At 55.6% G+C, this 26,112-nt stretch carries 23 protein-coding genes; 15 read left to right on the top strand and 8 right to left on the bottom strand.

Annotation, left to right across the window (positions count from 1 at the left end):
- Window positions 1-46: 46 nt before the first annotated feature.
- The 9 genes from sapA (at window position 47) to pdeR (ending at window position 11,986) form a co-directional block, all read left to right on the top strand.
- A complete protein-coding gene (gene sapA / locus WFN87_RS07110) occupies window positions 47-1,684 on the top strand; it encodes an ABC transporter substrate-binding protein SapA (RefSeq protein ID WP_336982304.1) in 1,638 nt (545 codons plus the stop codon).
- Window positions 1,684-2,649, top strand: coding sequence for a putrescine export ABC transporter permease SapB (gene sapB, locus WFN87_RS07105; protein ID WP_166992116.1), 966 nt, complete (start codon window positions 1,684-1,686; stop codon window positions 2,647-2,649). Before sapA ends, sapB begins: the two co-directional genes overlap by 1 nt.
- Window positions 2,636-3,526 carry a putrescine export ABC transporter permease SapC gene (gene sapC, locus WFN87_RS07100; RefSeq protein WP_008461347.1) on the top strand — a complete coding sequence of 297 codons (891 nt, stop codon included), beginning with the start codon at window positions 2,636-2,638 and terminating at the stop codon, window positions 3,524-3,526. The genes sapB and sapC overlap by 14 nt, the downstream gene beginning before the upstream one ends.
- Window positions 3,526-4,518, top strand: a complete 993-nt coding sequence (sapD, locus tag WFN87_RS07095) for a putrescine export ABC transporter ATP-binding protein SapD (protein WP_008461346.1) — start codon at window positions 3,526-3,528, stop codon at window positions 4,516-4,518. Before sapC ends, sapD begins: the two co-directional genes overlap by 1 nt.
- On the top strand, window positions 4,518-5,324 hold the full coding sequence (sapF, locus tag WFN87_RS07090; RefSeq protein WP_336982305.1) for a putrescine export ABC transporter ATP-binding protein SapF: 807 nt from the start codon (window positions 4,518-4,520) through the stop codon (window positions 5,322-5,324). The genes sapD and sapF overlap by 1 nt, the downstream gene beginning before the upstream one ends.
- 276 nt (window positions 5,325-5,600) lie before the next feature.
- On the top strand, window positions 5,601-6,392 hold the full coding sequence (gene fabI / locus WFN87_RS07085; RefSeq protein WP_039294025.1) for an enoyl-ACP reductase FabI: 792 nt from the start codon (window positions 5,601-5,603) through the stop codon (window positions 6,390-6,392).
- A 211-nt stretch (window positions 6,393-6,603) separates the two neighbouring features.
- Complete coding sequence (locus WFN87_RS07080) at window positions 6,604-7,779, top strand: CMD domain-containing protein (protein ID WP_336982306.1); 1,176 nt, start codon at window positions 6,604-6,606, stop codon at window positions 7,777-7,779.
- An 85-nt stretch (window positions 7,780-7,864) separates the two neighbouring features.
- On the top strand, window positions 7,865-9,799 hold the full coding sequence (locus WFN87_RS07075) for an exoribonuclease II (RefSeq protein WP_166992109.1): 1,935 nt from the start codon (window positions 7,865-7,867) through the stop codon (window positions 9,797-9,799).
- Between the two features lie 195 nt (window positions 9,800-9,994).
- Window positions 9,995-11,986 carry a cyclic di-GMP phosphodiesterase gene (gene pdeR, locus WFN87_RS07070; protein ID WP_336982307.1) on the top strand — a complete coding sequence of 664 codons (1,992 nt, stop codon included), beginning with the start codon at window positions 9,995-9,997 and terminating at the stop codon, window positions 11,984-11,986.
- Here the strand turns inward: pdeR and WFN87_RS07065 are convergent.
- A complete protein-coding gene (locus tag WFN87_RS07065; RefSeq protein ID WP_008461339.1) occupies window positions 11,983-12,852 on the bottom strand; it encodes a crotonase/enoyl-CoA hydratase family protein in 870 nt (289 codons plus the stop codon). The two genes, pdeR and WFN87_RS07065, sit on opposite strands and share 4 nt — an antisense overlap.
- A gap of 222 nt (window positions 12,853-13,074) precedes the next feature.
- On the opposite strand from WFN87_RS07065, the gene yciZ reads away from it, so the two are divergent.
- Entirely contained in the window at window positions 13,075-13,257 is a 183-nt protein-coding gene (gene yciZ / locus WFN87_RS07060) for a protein YciZ/DeoL (RefSeq protein ID WP_008461338.1), read from the top strand.
- Between the two features lie 44 nt (window positions 13,258-13,301).
- Here the strand turns inward: yciZ and fsa are convergent, their stop codons facing one another.
- Window positions 13,302-13,964: a fructose-6-phosphate aldolase gene (gene fsa, locus WFN87_RS07055; RefSeq protein ID WP_336982308.1), complete on the bottom strand. Its 663-nt coding sequence runs from the start codon at window positions 13,962-13,964 to the stop codon at window positions 13,302-13,304.
- Window positions 13,965-14,100: 136 nt separating this feature from the next.
- Here fsa and WFN87_RS07050 point away from each other — a divergent pair, with 136 nt between their 5' ends.
- The 4 genes from WFN87_RS07050 (at window position 14,101) to osmB (ending at window position 18,716) form a co-directional block, all read left to right on the top strand.
- Window positions 14,101-15,000 (top strand): glycyl-radical enzyme activating protein, encoded by a 900-nt coding sequence (locus tag WFN87_RS07050; RefSeq protein ID WP_336982309.1) that lies wholly within the window; start codon window positions 14,101-14,103, stop codon window positions 14,998-15,000.
- A 5-nt stretch (window positions 15,001-15,005) separates the two neighbouring features.
- On the top strand, window positions 15,006-17,438 hold the full coding sequence (locus WFN87_RS07045; protein ID WP_336982310.1) for a formate C-acetyltransferase/glycerol dehydratase family glycyl radical enzyme: 2,433 nt from the start codon (window positions 15,006-15,008) through the stop codon (window positions 17,436-17,438).
- Window positions 17,439-17,479: 41 nt separating this feature from the next.
- The gene (gene yciT / locus WFN87_RS07040; protein WP_166992097.1) at window positions 17,480-18,238 is read left to right on the top strand and encodes a DNA-binding transcriptional regulator YciT; all 759 of its coding nucleotides are present in this window, start codon (window positions 17,480-17,482) and stop codon (window positions 18,236-18,238) included.
- Between the two features lie 259 nt (window positions 18,239-18,497).
- Complete coding sequence (gene osmB / locus WFN87_RS07035) at window positions 18,498-18,716, top strand: osmotically-inducible lipoprotein OsmB (protein WP_008461331.1); 219 nt, start codon at window positions 18,498-18,500, stop codon at window positions 18,714-18,716.
- A gap of 130 nt (window positions 18,717-18,846) precedes the next feature.
- On the opposite strand, the gene yciH is transcribed toward osmB, so the two are convergent.
- From yciH to pgpB, 5 genes are all read right to left on the bottom strand, one after another.
- Window positions 18,847-19,173, bottom strand: a complete 327-nt coding sequence (gene yciH, locus WFN87_RS07030; protein WP_166873417.1) for a stress response translation initiation inhibitor YciH — start codon at window positions 19,171-19,173, stop codon at window positions 18,847-18,849.
- Window positions 19,173-19,910, bottom strand: coding sequence for an orotidine-5'-phosphate decarboxylase (gene pyrF, locus WFN87_RS07025; protein ID WP_336982311.1), 738 nt, complete (start codon window positions 19,908-19,910; stop codon window positions 19,173-19,175). The genes yciH and pyrF overlap by 1 nt, the downstream gene beginning before the upstream one ends.
- 193 nt (window positions 19,911-20,103) lie before the next feature.
- A complete protein-coding gene (lapB, locus tag WFN87_RS07020) occupies window positions 20,104-21,273 on the bottom strand; it encodes a lipopolysaccharide assembly protein LapB (RefSeq protein ID WP_008461326.1) in 1,170 nt (389 codons plus the stop codon).
- Between the two features lie 6 nt (window positions 21,274-21,279).
- Complete coding sequence (locus tag WFN87_RS07015; protein ID WP_336982312.1) at window positions 21,280-21,585, bottom strand: LapA family protein; 306 nt, start codon at window positions 21,583-21,585, stop codon at window positions 21,280-21,282.
- A gap of 140 nt (window positions 21,586-21,725) precedes the next feature.
- Entirely contained in the window at window positions 21,726-22,490 is a 765-nt protein-coding gene (gene pgpB, locus WFN87_RS07010; protein ID WP_008461323.1) for a phosphatidylglycerophosphatase B, read from the bottom strand.
- Between the two features lie 206 nt (window positions 22,491-22,696).
- Here pgpB and ribA point away from each other — a divergent pair, with 206 nt between their 5' ends.
- Complete coding sequence (gene ribA / locus WFN87_RS07005; RefSeq protein ID WP_008461322.1) at window positions 22,697-23,287, top strand: GTP cyclohydrolase II; 591 nt, start codon at window positions 22,697-22,699, stop codon at window positions 23,285-23,287.
- Window positions 23,288-23,335: 48 nt separating this feature from the next.
- On the opposite strand, the gene acnA is transcribed toward ribA, so the two are convergent.
- A complete protein-coding gene (gene acnA / locus WFN87_RS07000; protein ID WP_166992086.1) occupies window positions 23,336-26,011 on the bottom strand; it encodes an aconitate hydratase AcnA in 2,676 nt (891 codons plus the stop codon).
- Window positions 26,012-26,112 lie beyond the last annotated feature (101 nt).

The following is a 26,112-nucleotide window of genomic DNA, read 5'->3' as shown; positions in this document are numbered from 1 at the left end:
AGAGTGCGATACACTTTGCCCATCACTTGAGATAACTCAAAAACTTATGCGCGGAATGCTCTCCTCCCTGTTACTGGGTTTATGCTGCCTGAGCGGCGCGGCGCGTGCCGCTGCGCCCGCTGAAAAACCGGCAGATATTCGCCGCAGTGGCTTTGTTTATTGCGTCAACGGGCAGGTCAACACCTTTAACCCGCAAATGACCAGCGGCGGCCTGACCGTCGACACGCTGGCGGCGCAGCTTTATGACCGCCTGCTGGACGTTGACCCTTATACCTATCGCCTGGTGCCTGAACTGGCGGAAAGCTGGGAAGTGCTGGATAACGGCGCGACTTACCGTTTCCACCTGCGCCACAATGTCCAGTTCCAGACTACCGCCTGGTTTAAACCCACCCGCGCGCTAAACGCCGATGATGTGGTGTTTACCTTTGAGCGTATCTTCGACCGCAACCATCCGTGGCATAACGTTAACGGCGGCAGCTACCCCTATTTCGACAGTCTCCAGTTCCCGGAAACGGTGAAAAGCGTTCGCAAGCTGGATGACAATACCGTTGAATTCCGCCTCAATAAGCCGGACGCCTCCTTCCTCTGGCATTTAGCTACGCATTACGCGTCGGTGATGTCCGCCGAATACGCCGCGCAGTTGACCAAAGCTGACCACCAGGAATTGATGGACAGGCAGCCGGTCGGCACCGGACCTTTCCTGCTCAGCGAATACCGCGCCGGGCAGTACATTCGCCTGGCGCGCAACCAGCACTTCTGGCGCGGCGTACCGCTGATGCCGCAGGTGGTGGTCGATCTGGGTTCCGGCGGCACCGGCCGTCTTTCAAAACTGCTCACCGGCGAATGCGACGTGCTGGCCTGGCCTGCGGCAAGTCAGTTGACTATTCTGCGTGACGATCCGCGTCTGCGCCTGACGCTGCGCCCGGGCATGAATATCGCGTACCTGGCGTTTAACACCAACAAACCGCCGCTGAATAACCCGGCCGTTCGCCACGCGCTGTCCCTTGCCATTAATAATCAGCGCCTGATGCAGTCTATTTATTACGGCACGGCAGAAACGGCCGCATCCATTTTGCCTCGCGCCTCCTGGGCCTACGATAACGACGCAAAAATTACCGAATACAACCCGGCGAAAGCCCGTGAGCAGTTACAGGCCCTGGGCGTGGATAAACTGGAACTCCGCCTGTGGGTGCCGACCAGCTCCCAGGCCTGGAACCCAAGCCCACTCAAAACCGCCGAGCTGATTCAGGCGGATATGGCACAGATTGGCGTGAAGGTGATTATCGTGCCGATGGAGGGCCGCTTCCAGGAAGCCAGACTGATGGACATGAGCCACGATCTGACGCTTGCCGGCTGGGCAACGGACAGTAACGACCCGGACAGCTTCTTCCGCCCGATGCTGAGCTGCGCGGCCATCGGCTCGCAAACTAACTATGCCCGCTGGTGTAACCCGCATTTCGACAGCGTGCTGCAAAAAGCGCTCTCTTCCCAGCAGCTTTCCGCCCGTATTGAAGCCTACAACGAAGCGCAGGATATTCTTTCCGCAGAGCTGCCTGTGCTGCCGCTGGCCTCTTCGTTAAGGCTGCAGGCCTACCGCTACGACATGAAAGGCCTGGTGCTCAGCCCGTTCGGCAACGCCTCGTTTGCAGGCGTGTCCAGGGAAAATGAAGAGGCGAAAAAATAATGATCATTTTCACGCTAAGGCGATTATTGCTGCTGCTGATCACTCTGCTGTTTCTGGCGGTGGTCGGCTTTAGCCTCAACTATTTTACGCCCCACGCACCGCTGCAGGGGGCTTCGCTGTGGAACGCCTGGGTGTTCTGGTTTGAGAGTCTGCTGCACTGGGATTTTGGCGTTTCCAGCATCAACGGCCAGTCGATTAACGAGCAATTACGCGACGTGTTCCCGGCCACCATGGAACTGTGCATTCTGGCCTTCGGCCTGGCGCTGCTGATTGGTATTCCGGTGGGGATGCTGGCGGGCATCATGCGCAATAAGTGGCAGGACAGGCTAATCAGCGCCCTGGCGCTGGTCGGTTTTTCGATTCCGGTGTTCTGGCTGGCGCTGCTGCTGACGCTGTTCTTCTCGCTGACGCTGGGCTGGTTCCCGGTTTCAGGGCGTTTTGACCTGCTTTATGAGGTTAAGTCCGTCACCGGCTTTGCGCTGGTGGATGCGTGGCTCTCGGACTCGCCTTATCGCAGCGAAATGATCGTCAGCGCCCTGCGCCACATGGTGCTGCCGGTCGCCGCCCTGGCCGTCGCCCCGACCACCGAAGTGATTCGCCTGATGCGCATCAGTACCATCGAGGTGTTCGATCAGAACTACGTCAAAGCCGCCGCCACGCGCGGGCTTTCCCGCTTCACTATTTTGCATCGCCACGTGCTGCACAACGCGCTGCCGCCGGTGATCCCTCGCCTGGGCCTGCAGTTTTCAACCATGCTGACGCTGGCGATGATCACCGAAGTGGTCTTTAGCTGGCCCGGCCTGGGCCGCTGGCTGATTAACGCCATTCGCCAGCAGGATTACATGGCGATTTCCGCCGGGGTGATGGTGATTGGCTCGCTGGTGATTGTTGTTAACGTGATTTCCGATATTTTGGGCGCTATGGCCAACCCACTGAAGCATAAGGAATGGTATGCCTTACGATAGCGTCTACCGCGAAAAGCGACCGCCAAGCACGCTGCGTCTGACGTGGCGTAAATTCTATGGCGATACCACGGCGATGATTGGCCTCTACGGCTGCGGCGGCCTGGCTATTCTGTGCCTGTTTGGCGGTCTTTTTGCCCCGTATCAAATTGACCAACAGTTTCTGGGCTATCAGCTTTTGCCGCCGTCATGGTCCCGCTATGGGGAAGTTTCGTTCTTCCTCGGTACCGACGATCTTGGCCGTGACGTGCTAAGCCGCCTGCTGAGCGGCGCAGCTCCGACTGTGGGCGGCGCGTTTGTCGTCACGCTTGCGGCAACAATCTGCGGCATCGTGCTCGGCGTGATAGCGGGGTCGACCCACGGTCTGCGCTCCGCGGTGCTGAACCACATTCTCGATACGCTGCTGTCGATTCCTTCCCTGCTGCTGGCGATTATTGTGGTCGCCTTTGCTGGCCCCCATCTCAGCCATGCGATGTTTGCCGTCTGGCTGGCGCTGCTGCCGCGAATGGTACGTTCGGTCTACAGCGCGGTGCACGATGAACTGGAGAAAGAGTACGTGGTCGCCGCCCGTCTGGATGGCGCTTCCACGCTAAATATTCTCTGGTTTGCCGTCATGCCCAATATCACCGCCACGCTGGTAACAGAAATCACACGAGCGCTGTCTATGGCGATTCTGGACATTGCCGCACTCGGTTTTCTCGATCTTGGCGCGCAGCTCCCTTCCCCGGAATGGGGTGCAATGCTCGGTGATGCGCTGGAGCTGATTTACGTTGCGCCCTGGACGGTGATGCTGCCGGGGGCGGCCATCATGATAAGCGTCCTGCTGGTTAACCTGCTTGGCGACGGCCTGCGCCGCGCGATTAACGCGGGGGTGCAATAATGCCGCTACTTGATATCCGCAATCTGACCATCGAATTTATGACCTCCGAAGGTTGGGTAAAAGCCGTCGATCGCGTGAGCATGACGCTGGGCGAAGGGGAAATTCGTGGTCTGGTCGGCGAATCCGGCTCAGGGAAAAGTCTCATCGCGAAAGCTATCTGTGGCGTCACCAAAGATAACTGGCGGGTTACCGCTGACCGTATGCGCTTTGACGATATCGACCTGCTGCGGCTCTCGCCGCGTGAGCGCCGCCGCCTGGTGGGCCACAACGTGTCGATGATTTTCCAGGAGCCACAGTCCTGCCTGGATCCGTCGGAAAGAATTGGCCGTCAGTTGACCCAAAATATTCCCGGCTGGACTTATAAAGGCCGCTGGTGGCAACGCTTTGGCTGGCGCAAGCGCCGCGCCATCGAACTGCTGCACCGCGTGGGGATTAAAGATCACAGAGACGCCATGAGCAGCTATCCGTACGAGCTGACGGAAGGCGAATGCCAGAAGGTGATGATCGCCATCGCGCTGGCAAACCAGCCTCGCCTGCTGATTGCGGATGAGCCCACCAACGCCATGGAGCCGACCACGCAGTCGCAGATCTTCCGTCTGTTAACGCGGCTCAATCAGAACAACAACACCACCATTCTGCTGATTAGCCACGACCTGCAGATGCTGAGCCAGTGGGCGGATAAAATTAACGTGATGTACTGCGGGCAAACCGTGGAAAGCGCGACGAGCGAAGAGCTGGTTGCCACGCCACACCACCCGTATACTCAGGCGCTGATCCGCGCGATCCCTGACTTTGGTAGCCCGATGCCGCACAAGAGCCGGTTAAACACCATGCCGGGCGCGATTCCGCTGCTGGAGCAATTGCCGCTGGGCTGCCGTCTGGGGCCTCGCTGCCCTTATGCCCAACGCAAATGCATTGAAGCGCCAAGGCTTGAAGGGGCGAAAAATCACCTCTACGCCTGTCATTTCCCGCTGAATATGGAGAGTCAGTAATGGTCGAAACGCTGCTGGAAGTCCGCAATTTAAGTAAGACGTTTCGCTACCGTACAGGTTTGTTTCACCGCCAGCACGTCGAAGCGGTGAAGCCGCTCAACTTTACGCTGCGCGAGAAGCAGACGCTGGCGATTATCGGGGAGAATGGCTCGGGTAAATCTACGCTGGCAAAAATGCTGGCGGGGATGGTTGAGCCGACCACCGGCGAGTTAGTGATTGACGATCACCCTCTCCACTTCGGCGATTATTCCTGGCGCAGCCAGCGGATCCGCATGATATTCCAGGATCCGAGTACTTCCCTGAACCCACGCCAGCGCATCTCGCAGATTCTGGACTTCCCGCTGCGGTTGAATACCGAGCTGGAGCCAGAGCTGCGGCAAAAACGCATTCTGGACACCTTACGCATGGTTGGTCTGCTGCCGGACCACGCCAGCTATTACCCGCATATGCTGGCTCCGGGGCAAAAACAGCGTCTGGGCCTGGCCCGCGCGCTGATCCTCCGGCCCAAGGTCATTATCGCCGATGAAGCGCTGGCCTCGCTGGATATGTCCATGCGCTCGCAGCTGATTAACCTGATGCTTGAACTGCAGGAAAAACAAGGAATTTCTTATATTTACGTGACCCAGCACATTGGCATGATGAAGCACATCAGCGACCAGGTGATGGTGATGCACGAAGGCGAAGTGGTGGAGCGCGGCAGCACGGCCGACGTGCTCGCCTCCCCGCTGCATGAATTGACTAAACGGCTGATTAACAGCCACTTCGGCGAGGCCTTAACCGCTGACGCCTGGCGTAGGGATCGTTAATTTAGACTACTTCGCCACGATCATTCTCCCCCAACTTCCACTAGATAATTTGAGTTGCGGGTAGGCGGCAAGGGAGCAGTTTTCAGGAGCTTACTGAAGTAAGTGACTGAGAAATGGGCGTGCAGCCAACATCCCTGCGGCTCAAATTATGACGTGGAAAAGTGGTCGGATTAACGCTTACGCGGGAGTCATGTTAGAATCGCCCGGTCTTAACGTCGGCCTGCCTGTTTTTTCACCTGCTGGCCGCAACAACAATGACTATTAAGGATTAAAGCTATGGGTTTTCTTACCGGTAAACGCATTCTGATCACTGGCGTCGCCAGTAAACTCTCCATTGCCTACGGTATTGCACAGGCGATGCACCGCGAAGGCGCCGAGCTGGCATTCACCTACCAGAACGAGAAGCTGAAAGGCCGTGTGGAAGGTTTTGCTGCCGAGCTGGGTTCAAGCATCGTGCTGCCTTGCGATGTGGCTGAAGATGAGAGCATCGAAGCGCTGTTTACCGAACTGGCGAAAAGCTGGCCGAAATTTGACGGTTTCGTTCACTCCATCGGCTTCGCCCCTGGCGATCAGCTGGATGGCGACTACGTGAACGCCGTTACCCGTGAAGGCTTTAAAATTGCCCACGACATCAGCGCATACAGCTTCGTTGCCATGGCGAAAGTTTGCCGTGAAATGCTGAACCCAGGTTCCGCCCTGCTGACCCTGTCCTACCTGGGCGCAGAGCGTGCAATCCCTAACTACAACGTTATGGGCCTGGCCAAAGCGTCTCTGGAAGCTAACGTTCGCTACATGGCTAATGCCATGGGTCCAGAAGGCGTGCGCGTGAACGCCATCTCCGCTGGCCCAATCCGTACTCTGGCCGCTTCCGGCATCAAAGACTTCCGTAAAATGCTGGCCCACTGTGAAGCCGTTACCCCGATTCGTCGCACCGTAACCATTGAAGACGTGGGTAACTCCGCAGCCTTCCTGTGTTCTGACCTGTCTGCCGGTATCTCCGGGGAAGTGGTTCACGTTGACGGCGGCTTCAGCATCGCAGCCATGAACGAGCTGGAACTGAAAGACTAATTTCTGTTCCTGAGCGAAGCGGGCTGCGGCCCGTTTCGCTATTTCCCCCTGCTTTCCTCCCCTGAATCCGATTTAGTTATACCTTTCCGATATTTATTATCACCGATCATTCTTTTGTCACCTCCCGAGCTTGCGCCAGGATAAAACAGCGAACCAGGCCCGGCTTCCACGTTGTATCCGGGTCTGCAAACTTTTTGACCAAGGAACGACCATGGAACAACGCCGCTTTTCTGGTAAAAGCCACTGGTATCATGAAACCCAATCCAGTCTGTGCCCGGCGGATGTACTGCCTTTAGTTCCCGAAGCAGCGCAGGTTGAAGACCGCTTTCTGCTTGATGTAGCCCCTTCTGAAGCACAATTGATTGTTGAAGCCCCGTGGCTTGATGCCGCCCGAGCGGTAGCCGATGTGCTGCTGCCGGAAAGGATTAACGTGACGCGTTTACACACCCTGAGTAGCTACGATCGCCTGAGCACGGCGCTGACCGTTGCGCAGGTCTACGGGGTCCAACGCCTGTGTAACCACTATGCCGCTCGCCTTGCTCCCCAGCCCGGCCCCGACTCATCCCGCGAAAGCAACCGTCGCCTGACTCAGATCACCCAGTTTGCCCGCCAGCTTGCCAGCCAGCCGACGCTTATCGACGATAGCGCCTTAGCGCAGTTGGATGAATGCGGCCTCTCGGTGGACGATATTGTCTCCTTTACCCAGATTATCGGCTTCGTGGGCTTCCAGGCGCGCGCTATTGCCGTCTGGCAAGCGCTGCAGGGGCTGCCCGTTCGCTGGCTGCCGGGGCTGGACGGGCAACAGGACGCGGAACCTGCGTTGTTTACGCCGTACCCGGTCAACTGGCTTCCGGGGCTGGCGCCCGTTGAAATGCGCTATGCCCGGGCGGAACAGCTGGAAGTCTTGAGCATCAGCCAGCCGCTGCGCACCCTGCGTGATATTGCCTGGCTGCTTGCTCACGATGAGCGGGCACTGTCTTACCTCAGCCAGCTTACCCGCCTGTTCTGGCAGACCACCGCGCAGCAACCAGACGATGCGCTGCTGGTGGTGATGCTGACGTCACGGATTAACGGCAGCGCCGCCTGCTTTAGCGATGCCGCGGCGGCCTGGCAGGGAGATGCTGGATTACCGGACGCGATGCGCAACGGGGAACGGGCGCTTAACGCCTGGAGTCACAATCACCCTCGTGAAAAAGCGATTATTCATGCCGTGCAGCTGTTAACCCGCGCCCCGGACAGATTTAGCGCCGCGCAGATTCAACCTTTGTATGAGCAAGGTTTTAGCGAGCAGCAGGTGCTGAAACTACTGGTTAGTGCCGGGCTGGCCGGGTGGATAAACCGCCTGAAAATTGGCCTGGGAAATACCGCTCAAGCGCTGAATCCATAAGCCTTCACGGCAATCAGCGCTTGCCGCAAGGTACGGTTTCGCGTAAAACTGTCAGCCGCTCTTTTGGCCACGAAAACGAAACGATATGCTTCAGGATAACCCGCTGCTCGCGCAGCTAAAACAGCAACTGCATTCTCAGACTCCACGCGCTGAAGGCGTGGTGAAAGGCACGGAAAAAGGGTTCGGCTTCCTCGAAGTCGATGCGAATAAAAGCTACTTTATTCCGCCGCCGCAGATGAAAAAAGTGATGCACGGCGACCGTATCAGCGCCGTCATCCACACCGATAAAGACCGTGAGTCCGCCGAGCCGGAAACGCTTATCGAACCTTTCCTGACGCGTTTTGTTGGCCGCGTTCAGAAAAAAGACGACCGCCTGTCAATTGTGCCGGATCATCCGCTGCTGAGAGATGCCATTCAGTGCCGCGCAGCTCGCGACGTGACCCATGACTTCCAGAACGGTGACTGGGCGGTAGCTGAAATGCGCCGTCACCCGCTAAAGGGCGACCGTGGCTTCTATGCCGAGTTAACGCAATTCATCACCTTCGGCGACGATCATCTTGCGCCGTGGTGGGTGACACTGTCACGTCACAATCTTGAACGCGAAGCGCCGGACGGCGTCGCCACCGAGATGCTTGACGACGGCCTGGTGCGCGAAGACTTAACGTCGCTGGATTTTGTCACCATCGACAGCGCCAGCACCGAAGATATGGACGATGCGCTGTACGTTGAAGAACTTGCCGACGGCAAACTGCAGCTGACCGTGGCCATCGCTGACCCAACGGCGTGGATCGCAGAAGGCAGCAAACTCGACGGCATCGCCAAAATTCGTGCCTTTACCAACTATCTGCCTGGCTTCAATATTCCAATGCTGCCGCGCGAGCTGTCAGACGATCTCTGCTCCCTGCGCGCCAACGTTGTCCGCCCTGTCCTCGCCTGCCGCATGACCATTGAGCAGGACGGCGCTATCGCCAGCGACATTCATTTCTTCGCCGCCAATATCGAGTCCAAAGCCAAGCTGGTTTATGACGAAGTCTCTGACTGGCTGGAAGAGAAAGGTGGCTGGCAGCCGCAGAGCGACGCCATTGCACAGCAAATTCGCCTGCTGCATCGCGTTTGTCTGACCCGCAGCGAATGGCGCCAGACCCACGCTCTGGTCTTTAAAGATCGCCCTGACTACCGCTTTGTCTTGGGCGAGAAAGGCGAAGTGTTGGATATCGTGGCCGAGCCGCGTCGTATCGCAAACCGTATCGTTGAAGAGTCGATGATCGCGGCTAACGTTTGTGCGGCCATCGTGCTGCGCGAGAAACTGGGCTTCGGGATTTATAACGTCCATACCGGTTTCGATCCGGCCAATACTGAACAGCTGGCAACCATGCTGCAAACCCACGGCATCACCGTGGACGCGCAGGAAGTCCTTACGCTGGAAGGTTTCTGCAAACTGCGCCGCGAACTGGACGCTCAGCCTACCGGGTTCCTGGACAGCCGCATTCGCCGTTACCAGTCGTTCGCCGAGATCAGCACCGAACCTGGCCCGCACTTCGGCCTTGGCCTCGAAGCCTATGCCACCTGGACTTCCCCAATCCGTAAATTCGGCGATATGGTTAACCACCGTTTGCTGAAAGCGATTATTAAAGGCGAAGCGGCGACGCGTCCGGCGGAAGAAACCACCGTCCAGATGGCGGAACGTCGCCGTCTGAACCGGATGGCCGAGCGTGACGTGGGCGACTGGCTGTACGCTCGCTTCCTGAGCCCGAAAGCCGGCACCGATACTCGCTTCGCAGCAGAAATTATCGATGTTAGCCGCGGCGGGATGCGCGTACGCCTGGTGGACAACGGGGCCGTGGCGTTTATCCCTGCACCGTTCATTCACGCGGTACGTGATGAGCTGGTTTGCAGCCAGGAAAACGGCACCGTGCAGATCAAGGGCGAAGTCGTTTATAAAGTGACCGACGTTATCGACGTGACCATCGCGGAAGTTCGCATGGAAACGCGCAGCGTTATCGCTCGCCCTGCGGCCTGATCCTGATTTTCACCCTATAAAGCCGGGCGCTCTGCCCGGCTTTTTCATTTCTGTCATCTCAATGTGCCGATATATTGCACATCCTCTGCAAAAACAAGATCTTTTCCTCTTTACCGGGGCTTTAACATCGGCCGTCTGTTGCTACTATAAATAATAGATTTAGGTGATATTTTCCCCTGAGGCTCAGGAGCACGAATGAAAGACGATTTGGAGCAGAACCTGCTTTATCGTTACCTGGGGACGACCAGCCCCTACTGGCGTCTACCGGCGGACAGCAACGCCCTTCAGCTGGCGGCCAGTGAAGATTCAGACACCGGCCAGGTGGTGGCGCTGGACATGATACAGGCCGACGAAATTCGTCAGATGACGGTGATTACCTCCAGCCTGACCATGACGCTGTCGCTGTTCGGCATAGAAGTCCCGGTGCATATGGTCGGCCGCAAAGTGTCTAAACGCGAGTGGGCGGGCACCGCCTCGGCCTGGCACGACACCCATTCGGTGGCTCGCGACCTGGTCCAGGGCCTCTCTTTTGCCGAGCAGGTTGTCTCTGAAGCGAATTCAGTCATTGTCATTCTTGATAAACAGGGAAATATCCAGCGCTTCAATCGGTTAAGTGAAGAATACACCGGGATGAAAGAGCATGAGGTCATCGGTCAGAATGTCTTCAAGCTGTTTATGAGCCGCAGCGAAGCCGCCGCCTCAAAGCGCAATATCAGCGGATTTTTTCGCAATGGCAGCTCCTATGAAGTTGAACGTTGGGTCAAAACCCGTAAAGGCCAGCGGCTGTTTTTGTTCCGCAACAAGTTTGTCCACAGCGGCAGCGGCAAAAACGAAATCTACCTGATTTGTTCCGGCACCGACATTACCGAAGAGCGCCGCGCGCAGGAACGCCTGCGGGTGCTGGCCAATACCGATACCATCACCGGACTGCCTAACCGCAACGCCATTTACGATCTGATCACCGAGGCCATTACCAAACGGGGCGACACGCAGGTTGGTATCGTCTATCTGGATCTCGATAACTTTAAAAAAGTGAACGATGCCTACGGCCATATGTTTGGCGATCAGCTGCTGCAGGCCGTGTCGCTGGCGATTTTAAGCTGCCTTGAGGAAGGCCAGGTGCTGGCGCGTCTCGGGGGAGATGAATTTATCGTGCTGGCAACAAACACCTCTCAGGGCTCGCTGGAAGCGATGTCCTCCCGCATTCTGACCCGCCTGAAGCAGCCCTTCAGGATTGGCCTGATTGAGGTCTACAGCGGCTGTTCGCTGGGTATCTCTCTCGCCCCGCAGCACGGGGATGAACGGGAGAATCTGATTCGTAACGCCGACACCGCCATGTATACCGCCAAAGAGAGCGGCCGCGGGAAGTTTTGCGTGTTCTCTCCCGAGATGAACCAGCGGGTATTTGAGTATTTGTGGCTGGATACCAACCTGCGTAAAGCGCTGGATAACGATCAACTGGTGATCCATTACCAGCCCAAGATGACCTGGCGCGGTGAAGTCCGTAGCCTGGAAGCGCTGGTACGCTGGCAGTCGCCGGAGCGGGGCCTCATTCCTCCTCATGGCTTTATTTCCTATGCGGAAGAGTCCGGCCTGATTGTGCCGCTAGGGCGCTGGGTGATGGTTAGCGTTGTGCAGCAGGTGGCGAAGTGGCGGGACAAAGGCATTAATCTCCGAGTGGCGGTCAACGTGTCCGCCCGCCAGCTCGCCGATCAGACTATTTTTAGCGATCTCAAGCAAGCGCTGAAGGATCTGAATTTTGAATATTGCCCGATTGACGTTGAGCTGACCGAGAGCTGTCTTATCGAGAACGAAGAGCTGGCGCTGTCGGTTATCAAGCAATTCAGTCAACTGGGAGCGCAGGTGCATCTGGACGACTTCGGCACGGGGTACTCGTCCTTATCGCAGCTGGCGCGCTTCCCTATCGACGCTATTAAGCTCGATCAGTCTTTTGTGCGCGACGTGCATAAACATTCCGTGTCTCAGTCGCTGGTGAGAGCCATCGTGGCAGTAGCACAGGCGCTGAATTTACAGGTGATCGCCGAGGGCGTGGAAAACCAAAAAGAAGACGCCTTTCTTACCAAGAACGGCGTCAACGAACGGCAGGGGTTCTTATTTGCCAAACCAATGCCCGCTGCCGTGTTTGAGCGTTGGTTTAAGCGCTATCAGGCCAGAACAAAGCGCTAGCCCGCTTTACGCAGAGCCGTCGACGTATGGCGATTTTGCAGCATGACCAGCCGTTCCATATAGGCAATGTCCTTGTCCTCCAGGCAGAATGCGGCATCCACCCAGTCTTCGGTGATGTCCATCAGCTCTGAGCGCGGCAGCTGTAACACGCGCTGTCGCGCGCGCAGCATGGCCTTCACGCCGTTAAGTTTAGGCTGGAGGGTATCGATGAAGGTGCGCGTGGCCAGGTATCCCTGTCCCGGCTCAAACAGCTGATCCACCAGCCCATACTGCTGGTACCATTCCGCCGTGTGGGACTCGCCCTTATAGATCAACTCTTCAGCAAGTTTCATGCCCGAACGGCGAGCAACCAAAGAGTACGCCCCCATCCCGGGAAACAGGTTGAAGGCAATTTCCGGGAATCCCAGCCTGGCATCGCGCTGTGCCAGCAGGAAATGGTGCGCGAGCGCCGCCTCAAATCCGCCGCCAAGCGCACTGCCCTCGACCATCGCCAGGCTGATCGCCCCCGTATCAAAACCGCGAGACGCAGCGTGCACGCAGTCCACGCAGGCGCGGGCATAAGCGCGGAGTGCTTCCCGACGCCCATTACGAATAGTTTCCACAAAAAAGCCTAAATCGCCGCCGGTATTGTACATTCCGGGGACCAGCGAGCCGGTAACCCAGAAATCGACTTTAAATCCGGCCTTCTGGACGATATATCCCAGATTCATTATTTCCTCGATAAGTCCGTGATTGAAGCAGGGACGCGGGCGGGCACGAAGCATCATCCAGACTGTACGGCGTTCTTCTTCGTAATATCCAGACAGTTGAGTAAAACGTGCAGTGTCAGTAAAGAGTTTGCAGGTTGGTTGGTTGATAACTGTCATAGCCAGATCCTCATTAAATGAAAGTGCGGTCATCGCAGGATCAGACTAATCCACGGCTGTAGTTTGATGAATGCAGCGTAAGGATTAATAATTAATGCTTATATGTTGTGCGATAATTTATTGAAGAATAAGGCTAAGAATTCGCCGAGTGCCCTTCTCTTTATCGGCTATTTTTTGCATTATGGGCGAATGATTCATTCCCTAACACAGACAGGATTAACAATGCCAACACTGGATCCGCAGCAGCTTGCCAAACGTATTGATACCGTGCTGGATATTCTGGTTGCCAAAGATTATGCCTCCGCGATAAACAACCTTGAGATCCTTAAAGCGGAATTGCTGAGCATAAATAACGATGAAAACAAGCAGGACGGCGAGCAAAAAAAATCGCCCTGGGAAATTTAATTCTTTGGGAAATATAGGCCACCGCGAACGGTGGCCATAAATGATTAGAGCGTTAACGAGCCGAAAGCCCCCTGCCAGTCTTTTTCAAACCCGTCTATCGCCGCCGTCACCGCAGGCGTGACCAGCATCTGTTCGACCACATCAATCGGCAGCGTGATCGCTTCGCAGCCGGCCAGAAGGCATGACATCGCCTGGTGCGGCGTGCGGAAGCTGGCCGCCAGCACTTTCGCGTCAGGGGCATGCAGCGTCAGAAGCTGCTGGAGATCCTGTACCATCTGAATCCCGTCCCCGCCCTGAGCATCCAGTCGGTTCACATAAGGCGCAACGTATTCAGCGCCCGCCAGCGCGGCCAGTAGCCCCTGCGTCGCGCCATAAACTGCCGTACCCAGCCTTGGGATCCCGAGGACTTTAAGCTGTTTAAGTGCCGCCAGGCCTTCCGGCGTAGTGGGAACCTTAACAACCAGCCCCGGTACCCGCGTGGTTAGCAGCTGTGCCTCTTTCACCATTTCATCAGCCTGGTTCGCAATCACCTGAGCAAACAGCTGACCCTCGCCCCCCAGCGCGTCCTGCAGTGCAGGCAGCACTTCCCACAGGGATATTCCCGCTTTGGCAACGATGGAAGGGTTGGTGGTTACGCCCTGCAGCGGCAGAACACGGGCAAGACGCTTAACGGCGGCAACATCTGCGGTATCTAAATACAGTTCCATTACGCTCTCCAGAATTAGAGTCATCTCTCATTGACCGCATCATAACCCGACTGTCGATTGCTTAGCTGATCAATATCAATATAACTTTCATTCGAAAGTAATTTAATTTACGAAAGAAACAACAAGAGAGAATGCCATGCTGTTCAATATTCAGCGCTACTCCACGCACGATGGCCCAGGGATCCGCACGGTGGTCTTCCTGAAAGGATGCTCGCTGGGCTGCCGCTGGTGCCAGAATCCCGAAAGCCGTAGCCGTGAATGCGACGTTTTGCTGGACCGCCGTTTGTGCATCGCCGGCTGCGAACTTTGCCAGCAGGCCTTACCGGACGTGGTTTCCCGTGTAGACAGCGAACTGGTTATTGCCCGTGGCAAACTCAACCCCAATGCTATCAATGCTCTGAGAGAGTGTTGCCCTACCCAGGCGTTGACCGTCTGCGGTGAAGTAAAAACGGCGGATTCTATTATGACCACAGTGCTGCGCGATAAACCTTTTTATGCTCGCAGCGGAGGGGGGATTACGCTTTCCGGCGGGGAGCCTTTTATGCAGCCGGAGCTGGCGCGGGAACTGCTACAGCGCGGTAAAGAGGCCGACCTGCATACTGCCGTGGAATCCTGCCTGCACGTGCCCTGGAAATACATTGCGCCTTCATTACCTTTTTTGGATTTGCTGCTGGCGGATCTTAAGCACGTAGACAAAGCACGCTTTCAGCAGTGGACCGACGGCAACGCCGAACGCGTGATGGATAACTTTCGCAAGCTGGCCGCCCGCGGCGTAGAGATGACCATCCGCGTGCCGTTGATTCCCGATTTTAACGCCGATGAACGTTCCATCCGCGCCATCAGCGATTTCGCCGCCGACGAAATTGGCGCGAAATCTATCCATTTTCTGCCTTATCACACCTTAGGGATAAACAAATACACCCTGTTGGAGCAGCCCTACCTGGCCGCCAGCAGGCCGCTTGATGCACCAGACCTTCTGCACTTCGCCGAACAGTACGCCAGCCAAAAAGGCATGACAGCCTGGATTAGAGGATAATCATCATGACCGAACTGAACCTGAATTTTCTCAGCCCACGTATAAAGGCGCACAAAGAAGCGCTGATACATATCGTGAAGCCGCCGGTCTGCACCGAGCGTGCCCGCCACTACACTGCTGTTTACCAGCGGCATCAGGATAAACCGCTGCCGGTTCGCCGCGCGATGGCGCTAGCCCATCATCTGGCGGAGCGGACCATCTGGATAAAACATGACGAGCTGATCGTCGGCAACCAAGCAAGCCATGTGCGCGGGGCGCCGTTCTTCCCGGAATACACCGTGGGTTGGATTGAGAGCGAAATCGACGAGCTTGGCGACCGTCCGGGTGCCGGCTTTTCAATTTCCGACGCGGATAAAGCGGTCATGCATGAAGTTTGCCCCTGGTGGCGCGGGCAGACGGTGCAGGATCGCTGTTATGGCATGTTTACCGACGAGCAAAAGGCACTGCTGGCGACCGGGATCATAAAAGCCGAAGGCAATATGACTTCCGGCGACGCTCACCTGGCGGTGAATTTCCCGCTGCTGCTTGAGCTGGGTATTAGTGGGTTGCGTGACAAAGTCGCCGAGCGACGCGGGCGTTTGCAACTTACCGACTGGGACGACCTGCACAAAGAGCAGTTCCTGAAAGCCATTGATATGACTTTTGTTGCCCTGAGCGACCATATATTACGCTACGCAGAATTGGCGAAGAAAATGGCCTCCGACGAAAAACGAGAGGCACGCCGGGATGAACTGTTGGCGATCGCTGAAAACTGCGAACATATCGCCAGCAATCCGCCGGTCACTTTCTGGCAGGCTTTACAGCTCAGCTATTTCGTACAGCTTGTACTGCAAATTGAATCCAACGGGCACTCCGTCTCCTTTGGTCGGCTCGATCAGTACCTTTATCCGTGGTACCGCCGGGATGTAGAATTACAGCAAACCACCAGCCGGGAACAGGCCATTGAACTGCTGCAAAGCTGCTGGCTGAAGCTGCTTGAGGTGAATAAAATTCGCTCCGGCTCGCATTCAAAAGCCTCCGCCGGCAGCCCGCTTTACCAAAACGTCACCATCGGAGGACAAACGCTGGTGCACGGCGTCGCGGTGGATGCCGTTAACCCGCTCTCCTACGCCATTCTTGAGTCCTGCGGCCGCCTGCGCTCAACGCAGCCTAACCTCAGCGTTCGCTATCACGCCGGGATGAGCAGCGACTTCCTTGATGCCTGTGTGCAGGTGATTCGCTGCGGATTCGGCATGCCGGCGTTTAACAATGATGAAATTGTTATCGAGGCATTCATTAAGCTTGGCGTCAGCCGGGAAGATGCTTATGACTATGCGGCTATCGGCTGCATTGAAACCGCCGTCGGCGGAAAATGGGGCTACCGTTGCACCGGCATGAGCTTCATCAACTTTGCCCGCGTGATGCTGGCAAGCCTTGAACATGGCCGGGATGCCACCAGCGGAAGCATTTTTCTCCCACAGCAAAAGGCGCTGTCTGAAGGCAATTTCACTTCGTTTGACGAAGTCCTCGACGCCTGGGACCAGCAAATTCGTTATTACACGCAAAAATCGATCGAGATCGAATGCGTGGTAGATACCGTGTTGGAAGAAAACGCGCACGATATTCTTTGTTCGGCGCTGGTGGATGATTGCATTGAACGAGGCAAAAGTATCAAGCAAGGTGGCGCCAAATACGACTGGGTTTCAGGACTTCAGGTCGGGATTGCCAATCTTGGGAATAGCCTTTCAGCCGTAAACAAACTGGTCTTTGAACAGGGCATCATCGGGCAGCAACAGCTGGCGGATGCCCTGGCCAACGATTTTGTCGGGCTGAGCGGCGAGCAGCTTCGCCAGCGACTAATCAACGGCGCGCCAAAATACGGCAACGACGATGACGAAGTCGATATGCTGCTCGCCCGCGCCTATCAAACCTACATTGATGAACTTAAGCGCTATCACAACACGCGCTTTGGCCGCGGCCCTGTTGGCGGAACATACTACGCGGGAACCTCTTCTATTTCAGCAAACGTGCCGTTTGGCGCAGCCACGATGGCCACACCGGATGGCCGGAGAGCACATACACCTTTGGCAGAAGGCGCCAGCCCCGCGTCCGGGACCGATCATCTGGGCCCTACGGCGGTCATCAGTTCCGTGGGCAAACTGCCGACCAATAAAATCCTCGGCGGTGTTTTATTGAACCAAAAACTGAATCCTTCAACGTTAGATAATCCACGCGATCGTGAAAAATTAATGTTTATGCTGCGCACCTTCTTCGAATCACACAAGGGCTGGCACGTTCAGTACAACATTGTCTCCCGCGAAACACTGCTTGATGCCAAACAAAATCCTGATAAATATCGAGATTTGGTGGTAAGGGTTGCAGGATACTCGGCCTTCTTTACGGCCTTATCTCCTGACGCGCAGGATGATATTATAGCCCGCACGGAACATACTCTTTGACGAGAAGGCGGGGTTAATCCCCCGCCTGACTACTGGCTGACATGAACTCAAGACAACAAATTATCCTGCAGATGGTTATCGATCAAGGCCGGGTTAGCGTCGCCTCTCTGGCGAAAACAACCGGCGTTTCAGAAGTCACCATCCGCCAGGATTTGAACCTGCTTGAAAAAAATAATTACCTTCGTCGCACGCATGGTTTTGCCGTCCCGCTGGATAGCGATGATGTTGAAACTCGCATGATGAACAACTACACCCTCAAGCTGCAGCTTGCGCAATATGCCGCCTCGCTGGTGAGTGATGGTGAAACCGTGTTTATCGAAAACGGCAGCAGCAACGCGCTTCTCGCCCGTACTCTGGCGGAGCAAAAAAAGGTCACGCTGATCACCGTCAGCAGCTACATTGCCCATTTGCTGAAAGACACCGATTGTGAAGTCATTCTGGTCGGCGGGATCTATCAGAAGAAAAGCGAAAGCATGGTCGGGCCGCTTACCCGCCAGTTTATCCAGCAGCTGCATTTCAGTAAGGCTTTTATCGGCATCGACGGTTTCTTGCCGGAAACCGGTTTTACCGGGCGCGATATGCTGCGTACCGACGTGGTGAATTCTGTGCTGGAGAAAGGTAGCGAGGCCATTGTGCTGACGGACAGCAGCAAGTTTGGCAACGTGCATCCGTATACTTTGGGCCCGATTTCACGCTTCAACCGCGTTATCACCGACGCCGCAATTAGCCAGGAGACGCTGGAGCAACTGAAAGCAGTCCACCTGCAGGTGGATATTGTTGACCCCTACGCCGCCGTCTAAGTCTCTGCTGCCCGTGCCGCGCGCGGGCCTCTTCTCTCTCAGAATATTCCCACGCTGGAATTAAGAGTTTTTACCTGTGTTAATCATACGGAAAAAATAGAATAGAATTTAGCGATATAACAGGGAGTAATAAACGCACCTGCCCTTTTTTAAGCTTATATCGCGACATCGTTTCACGAACCGCCCGGTAAAGTGGTGAATTCTTACTATACTTACCTGAGACTGGCTTCCGTGAATCAATTATTCTGGAGAAAGTATGATGACCTTAAATAACAAAAAAGTGGCCGCTGCAATGCTGGCTATTACCCTCGCAATGTCCCTGAGTGCATGTTCTAACTGGTCTAAGCGTGACCGCAACACGGCAATCGGCGCAGGTGCCGGTGCGCTGGGTGGCGCAGTACTGACCGACGGCAGCACGCTGGGTACGCTTGGCGGTGCGGCAGTAGGCGGTATTATCGGTCACCAGGTGGGTAAATAAGGCAGGACGCCAGCAAAAGCTAACTCGCTTTGACGAATTCATTACGTGTTAATTTTCAGGTCTGACTAACAGCAGTAAAAATAAAAGGCCACGGTATTTGCCGTGGCCCAATAATTAATATTATTCCGAATTACCCGCCCGCGAGTTTCACTTTCATGCCTTTCGCTTCAAGCAATGATTTTATCAAATCGCGCTTATCGCCCTGGATTTCAATCACGCCGTCTTTGACCGCGCCACCGCAGCCACATTTCTTTTTCAGCTCCGCAGCAATGGCTGCCAGCGTCGCATCGTCGGCATCAATACCAGAAATCAGGCATACGCCCTTCCCTTTGCGGCCGCTGGTCTGCTTTTGAATGCGCACAATGCCGTCGCCTTTTGGGCGCTGAACTTCAACTTTAGGTTCGTCTATACGCCCGGTTTCCGTGGAGTAAACCAGCCGGCTATTATTGTCTTTCATCAAGCCCCCTGCGCCAGCGAGGCGCGAATATCGCGCAAAGTCTGCGCCGGGTCAGCAGATTGGGTGATCGGACGCCCAATGACCATAAAGTCTACTCCGGCTTGCAGAGCCTGCTGCGGTGTCATGATGCGGCGCTGATCGCCGGCATCACTGCCCATCGGGCGAATGCCTGGGGTAATAAGCTTGAATTCTCGGCCTAACGCCGCCTTAAAACGTACCGCCTCTTGCGCAGAGCACACTACGCCGTCCAGGCCACACTCTTTGGTCAGCGTCGCCAGACGCTCGGCATAGTCTGCCGGGCTGGCGGTAATGCCCAGATCGGCCAGGTCGCTGGCTTCCATGCTGGTCAAAACGGTAACGGCGATCAGCAACGGCGCATCTTTCCCAAATGGGGCAAGTGCTTCTTTTGCGGCGCGCATCATTCGGGCTCCACCCGTAGCATGAACGTTGACCATCCACACGCCCATTTCTGCAGCAGCCGTGACGGCCCGCGCGGTGGTGTTCGGGATATCGTGGAATTTCAGATCGAGGAAGACATCAAACCCGCGCTGTTGCAGGTCGCCCACCAGCTGTGGACCAAACAGGGTAAACATCTCCTTCCCAACTTTCAGACGGCAGTCGCGCGGGTCGATACGGTCGACAAAGGCCAGGGCGCTATCGCGATTATCATAATCAAGAGCAACGACTATCGGCGATTCAGTGGCAACACGGGAGGAGGATGACGCAGTTGAATTCATGGCAAAACCTTCTGACTGTTGGGCACCAGCGCGGCGCAAAAAAGTTAAACGGCAGCATTCTACTCGTCAGCCAGGTAAATTTACAGCCGCGATTGCCCCCTGCTAAGCGAAAGTTGCACGATGCTGAAGCTGGGGACGATGAAGCATTTAATAGTATGTTGTAACTAAAGTATGGGTTTTTAAAAAACGCGGGCTATTGCCCATCCAGCCCGCGAATTGGTTTCACCGTTGACCAGGCGCGGCAGGATGGGCAATGCCAGTACATGGTGTAGGCAGTAAAGCCGCATTTTTGACAGCGATAGCGGGGCTTGGTGCGAATTTGCTCGCCCACCATATCCCTCAGTACCATCAAGCTTTCTTTCGCTCGCCCTTCCTCCGCCTCATGCAGGTGGTAATCCATCAGACGATGGAATACCCGCATTGTTGGATGCCGTTGCAGTTGACGGTTGATATACATCTGAGCCGTTTCAGCGCCTTCGCGCTGCTCGAGAATGCTCGCCAGCATAAGCTCTGCCACTGCCCCGCTGTTTTCTTCCACGCAACGCTTGAGGAAAGTTTCCCACTCGTCAGGTTTGCCTAGCTGTTGATAGCACACCTGCAGCATCTCCAGCGTTTCGCTGACCAGTTCGCTATCTTGCTCAATTACGCGTTTTAACGAATCTACCGCTTTGGCATATTCGCCTTTTTCCATGAAAATACGCCCCATCATGATGGAGACCCGGGCACAATTTTTATCTGCAGCCGCCCCTTTTTTAAGCAGGGACATGGCCTTGTCCGTGTCGTCATTGCCAATGTTTTGCAGCGCAAGTTCACAGTAGAAGTGCGCGATTTCCACACGCTGTTTGTCTTTGCCGAGCTTAACCAGCCGTTCGGCCACGTCGATGGCTTTCTGCCAGTCGCTTGTTGCCTGGTGAATTTGCAGCAGCTGCTGCAGCGCGCTGATGCGGAAGTCGGTTTCGTCGATAAGCTGGCTGAACATATCTTCGGCGCGGTCATAAAGCCCGGCGGCCATGTAGTCTTTGCCGAGTTGCTGCACGGCAAGCAGACGCTGGTCGTAGTTCAACGACGCGCTTTCCATCAGCGACTGGTGGATACGGATAGCCCGATCAACCTCGCCACGCTGGCGGAAGAGATTCCCTAACGTGAGGTGAGCTTCAACGGTGCCGGTGTCCTCTTTAAGCATGTCGAGGAACAGATCAACCGCTTTGTCCTGCTGGTTAGCCAACAGGAAGTTCACCCCGGCGACATAGTCGCGAGAAAGGCGACTGGCCTCCTGCTGTTTGTCTTGCAGCGCACTTCTGCGCCCCATATACCAGCCATAAGCGGCTGCAATGGGTAACAGCAGAAACAGCAGTTCCAACATAAAAGATTATTCCTTCACGGCCGGCACAACGGGCGCCGAAACATCAGTAGTAGGGGTAACCTGTTGCTCAAGACGTTTAATTTTTCGCTCAGCACGGGCCAGGGACACACGGATGCGCAGCCAGAACAGACCGCAAATCAGCCATCCAAGAATAAACCCTGCCGCAAACAGCGTCGCCAGCAAAGTAGACACCCGGTACTCGCCTTGCGCTAACAGGTAATTAAAGTTCACAACCTGATCGTTTTGCGCCCCTAAAGTGATAGACACCACAAAGATGGCAAGTACCAGTAAGAAAATGAGTAAATATTTCACATGACATCCCGTTATGTGGTCACAGCTGGCTTAGCTATGCCAAAAATGAGTCCCGGAGGTATAAACTACCATTTCAGGCGAAACCGGGGAATCCATTAACCTCCCCGAATGCATAAGAAATGGGGGTTAAAACACTATTCTCAACTTTTTTCATGCCGTTCGGCTATTTCCTGGTCTTCTTCTGCAGGCGGAGTCAGCGGCCCACACCAGCGCTGCGCCAGCCAGGTCGCCAGAATAACTAACAAACCAGAGATAATCGTGGCGACAACCAGGTCACGTGGCCAATGCATGCCCAGCCACAGTCGGCTTCCCATTACGCCCGTTGCCCATAACAACAATACCACCAGCGTAAACGTCCGCCTGCGCGGCCAAAGTAATCCTACGCCCAACAGCGCCCAACTGGCAGCAAACATCGTGTGACCAGAAGGAAAAGCGAAGCCGGTTTCAAACTGCCAGTGTTTACGTAACCACCCGGGAATTTCATCCTGACCTTCCAGCTGCGCTTTCACCAGTTCCGCACGCTGAGTACGCTTTAAAGTGTAGAACTGGTCGGTAGTGATATGGTGAGTTTTTTCAAGCCAGACGACGAATGGCCGGGGTTCCTGCACTTTGTTCTTGATAACGGACTTAATGCCCTGACCTATAAGGATAGCGGCAGCGAGGATAGCAAATAACATCAGCGCAGGCTTAAGGCGATAACGCAGGCACCACAGAAACCAGGCACAAAGCACAACATGCGTAATGACTCCCCAGGGCTGCGTCACGGTCTCAGTGACCCAATAAAGCATTTTTAACACGCTTTCATCGCCCCCTGGGGCCCATTCCCAGCCGCTGAACCAGACGATTAACGGCATGATTAACAGAAGCGTTGTGCCTGCGGTGATGCGTTTTGCTATTGCCTGCATGAAAACCTCATGATAATGAAAGCCTTTAAAGAATAACCGAAAAATGCCCAGGAAGGTTAAACCGCGATGCCGTCATTGGCAAAAATGGCTTTTTAATCTGTCAATGAAGCGAACGACCGCGCGTTATGGCAAAATATCTGACATTAACGTACAGGCCAGACTTCTGGCAGACACCACGGTGTCAAAATAAGTACCTGGAGAATCACATGCAGCTTAAACGTGTGGCAGAAGCCAAACTGCCAACCCCCTGGGGCGATTTCCTGATGGTGGGTTTTGAAGAAGTGGCAACGGGGCAGGATCATGTTGCCCTGGTTTTCGGGGATATTAGCGGTGAAGAGCCCGTGCTCGCGCGCGTCCACTCCGAATGTCTGACCGGTGATGCGCTGTTCAGCCTGCGCTGTGACTGCGGCTTCCAGCTTGAAGCCGCGTTAACCCACATAGCTGAACAAGGCCGTGGCGTGCTGCTTTACCATCGCCAGGAAGGCCGTAATATCGGGCTGCTGAATAAAATCCGGGCCTATGCGCTGCAGGATAAAGGCTACGACACGGTAGAGGCTAATCACCAGCTCGGCTTTGCCGCCGACGAACGTGACTTTACGCTGTGCGCCGACATGTTCAAGCTGCTGGGCGTGGATGCCGTGCGTTTACTCACCAACAACCCGAAAAAAGTCGAAATTTTGACTGAAGCCGGGATCAACATTGTTGAGCGCGTACCGCTCATCGTCGGCCGTAACCCGAAAAATGCGCATTATCTCGACACTAAAGCCGCCAAAATGGGCCATCTGCTGTCTGAGTAAAGACGCTCATCTCGTAAAAAAGCCCCTTTTCAGGGGCTTTGTCGTTTCTTACTTCAGCATATTCCTGATCACATAATGCAGGATGCCGTCGTGACGGAAATAGGTCAGCTCATTGCCGGTATCAATGCGGCAGCGGCAATCAATGACCTGTTGGCGCCCGTCGGCAAAGGTCAGCGTAACCGGCACGCTGGCGCCAGGTTTCAGTTGGTTTAACCCGCTAATATCCAGCTTTTCCTCCCCCGTCAGCCCCAGCGTTTTTCGCGTGACGCCCTGAGGGAACTCCAGCGGTAAAATGCCCATGCCGATAAGGTTCGAGCGGTGAATACGTTCGAACGATTCGGCAATGACCACCCGGACGCCCAGCAAGCGAGGGCCTTTGGCCGCCCAGTCGCGGCTTGAACCGGAGCCATACTCTTTCCCGGCGATCACCGCCAGCGGAATGCCCCGCTCTTTGTAACGCATTGCAGCGTCATAAATAGACAGAACTTCTTCACCCGGCAGTAACCGCGTCATGCCGCCTTCAACGCCTGGCACCATCTCGTTGCGAATACGAATGTTGGCAAACGTCCCGCGCATCATGACTTCATGGTTACCACGACGCGAACCGTAGGAGTTAAAGTCTCTGCGCTCTACGCCATGCCCCTGCAGGTAGCGCCCCGCCGGGCTGTCAGGTTTAATGCTCCCCGCCGGGGAAATATGGTCGGTAGTGACTGAATCCCCCAGCATCGCCAGCACGTTAGCCCCGTGAATATCTTCCACTGGTTTTGGCTCGGCGCCCATCTCGTCAAAGAACGGCGACAGTCGGATATAGGTTGAGTCGTCCTGCCAGCCGTAGGTGGCCGACCGCGCCACCTCAATGCTGCGCCACTCTTCGGTACCTTCAAACACTTCAGCATATTCTTTGTGGAACATCTCGGTAGTCACCTGCGCGACAGCCGCAGCAATTTCCTGGCTGCCCGGCCAGATGTCTTTCAGGTAGACGTCAGCGCCATTTTTATCCTGCCCTAATGGCTCTTTAGTCAGGTCGATGTTCATGTTTCCAGCCAGCGCGTAGGCGACGACAAGCGGCGGTGAGGCCAGCCAGTTCGTTTTCACCAGCGGGTGAATACGGCCTTCGAAGTTGCGGTTGCCGGAAAGCACCGCGCCCACGGTAAGATCGCCTTTTTTAATCGCCTGCTCGATAGGATCGGGCAGCGGACCAGAGTTGCCTATGCAGGTAGTACAGCCGTAACCCACCAGGTTAAAGCCCAGCTCATCAAGGTATGGGGTTAATTTGGCTTTCGCCAGATAATCCGAGACCACCTTAGATCCCGGCGCAAGCGAGGCCTTCACCCAAGGCTGCGGCTTCAGCCCCAGACTGACGGCTTTTTTAGCCAGCAACCCTGCCGCCATCAGCACGCTGGGGTTTGACGTGTTGGTACAGGAGGTGATAGCGGCAATCACCACGGCGCCATCCGGCAATTGATGCTCTTCGCCCGCCAGCGTGTAGCTGACCGGATGACGATCTTTGTGGGAAGCGTTGACTTCAAGTTCGTTGCTGGCGGCAAACGCTTTTGGCACTCCGCCGAGCGGGACACGATCCTGCGGGCGTTTTGGCCCGGCCAGGCTTGCCTCAACGTCATGCATGTTTAGAGAGAGCGTGCTGGTAAACACGGGTTCATCTCCCGTATTGCGCCACATGCCCTGCGCCTTAGCGTAAGCTTCAACCAGAGCCACCTGCTCTTCGCTACGCCCGCTGAGGCGCATATATTCCAGCGTTACGCCGTCGATCGGGAAGAAACCGCAGGTCGCACCGTATTCTGGAGACATGTTGGCGATCGTTGCCCGGTCGGCGAGCGGCAACGAATCAAGCCCGTCGCCGTAAAACTCAACAAATTTGCCCACTACGCCGTGTTTACGCAGCATCTGGGTGACGGTCAGCACAAGGTCCGTCGCGGTGATCCCTTCCCGCAGTTTGCCCTCAAGCTTAAAGCCGACCACATCGGGGATCAGCATAGATACCGGCTGGCCCAGCATCGCCGCTTCAGCTTCGATACCGCCCACTCCCCAGCCCAGCACGCCAAGGCCATTAATCATCGTGGTATGCGAGTCGGTGCCAACCAGCGTGTCAGGGTAAGCGACAAGTTCGCCGTTCTGTTCTTCACTCCAGACGGCTTTGCCCAGGTACTCAAGGTTCACCTGGTGGCAAATGCCGGTACCGGGTGGCACAACGCTGAAACGGCTGAAGGCCTGCTGGCCCCAGCGTAGAAAGACATAGCGCTCGTGATTGCGCTCCATTTCAAGACGAACGTTTTCCTCGAAGGCATCGTTGTCGCCGAAATGGTCGACGGTCACCGAGTGGTCAATCACCAAATCGACCGGGGAAAGCGGGTTAACTTTCGCCACATCACCGCCGAGGCGCTTAACGGCCTCACGCATTGCGGCAAGATCGACCACCGCCGGTACGCCAGTGAAGTCCTGCATCAGTACCCTGGCAGGACGATAGGCAATTTCGCGGTCGGCGTGGGCCTGTTTCAGCCAGCCGGCCAGGGCATGAATATCTTCGCGGGTGACGGAGTCTTCATCCTGCCAGCGCAGCAGGTTCTCCAGTAAAACTTTTAGCGACTTAGGTAACCGGCTGATATCCCCCAGCTCTTTTGCGGCCAGCGGCAAGCTGTAGTAATGCCAGGTTTTATTTAGCGCCCGTAGAGTGTCCTTACTGGCTTCGCGTAGGGTTAACGACATAGCTCCTCCTTTATGACAGGGATAGCGAGTGCCCTGATTATTCGCAGGGTCACTATTAAAGATAACACAAACCTGCCGTAACGATTTGATAACAACCCAAA

This window comes from Cedecea sp. AS113 (assembly GCF_037152415.1).
In the GTDB taxonomy this organism is placed as follows: domain Bacteria; phylum Pseudomonadota; class Gammaproteobacteria; order Enterobacterales; family Enterobacteriaceae; genus Cedecea.
This window is presented reverse-complemented; position numbering and strand designations above follow the sequence as displayed.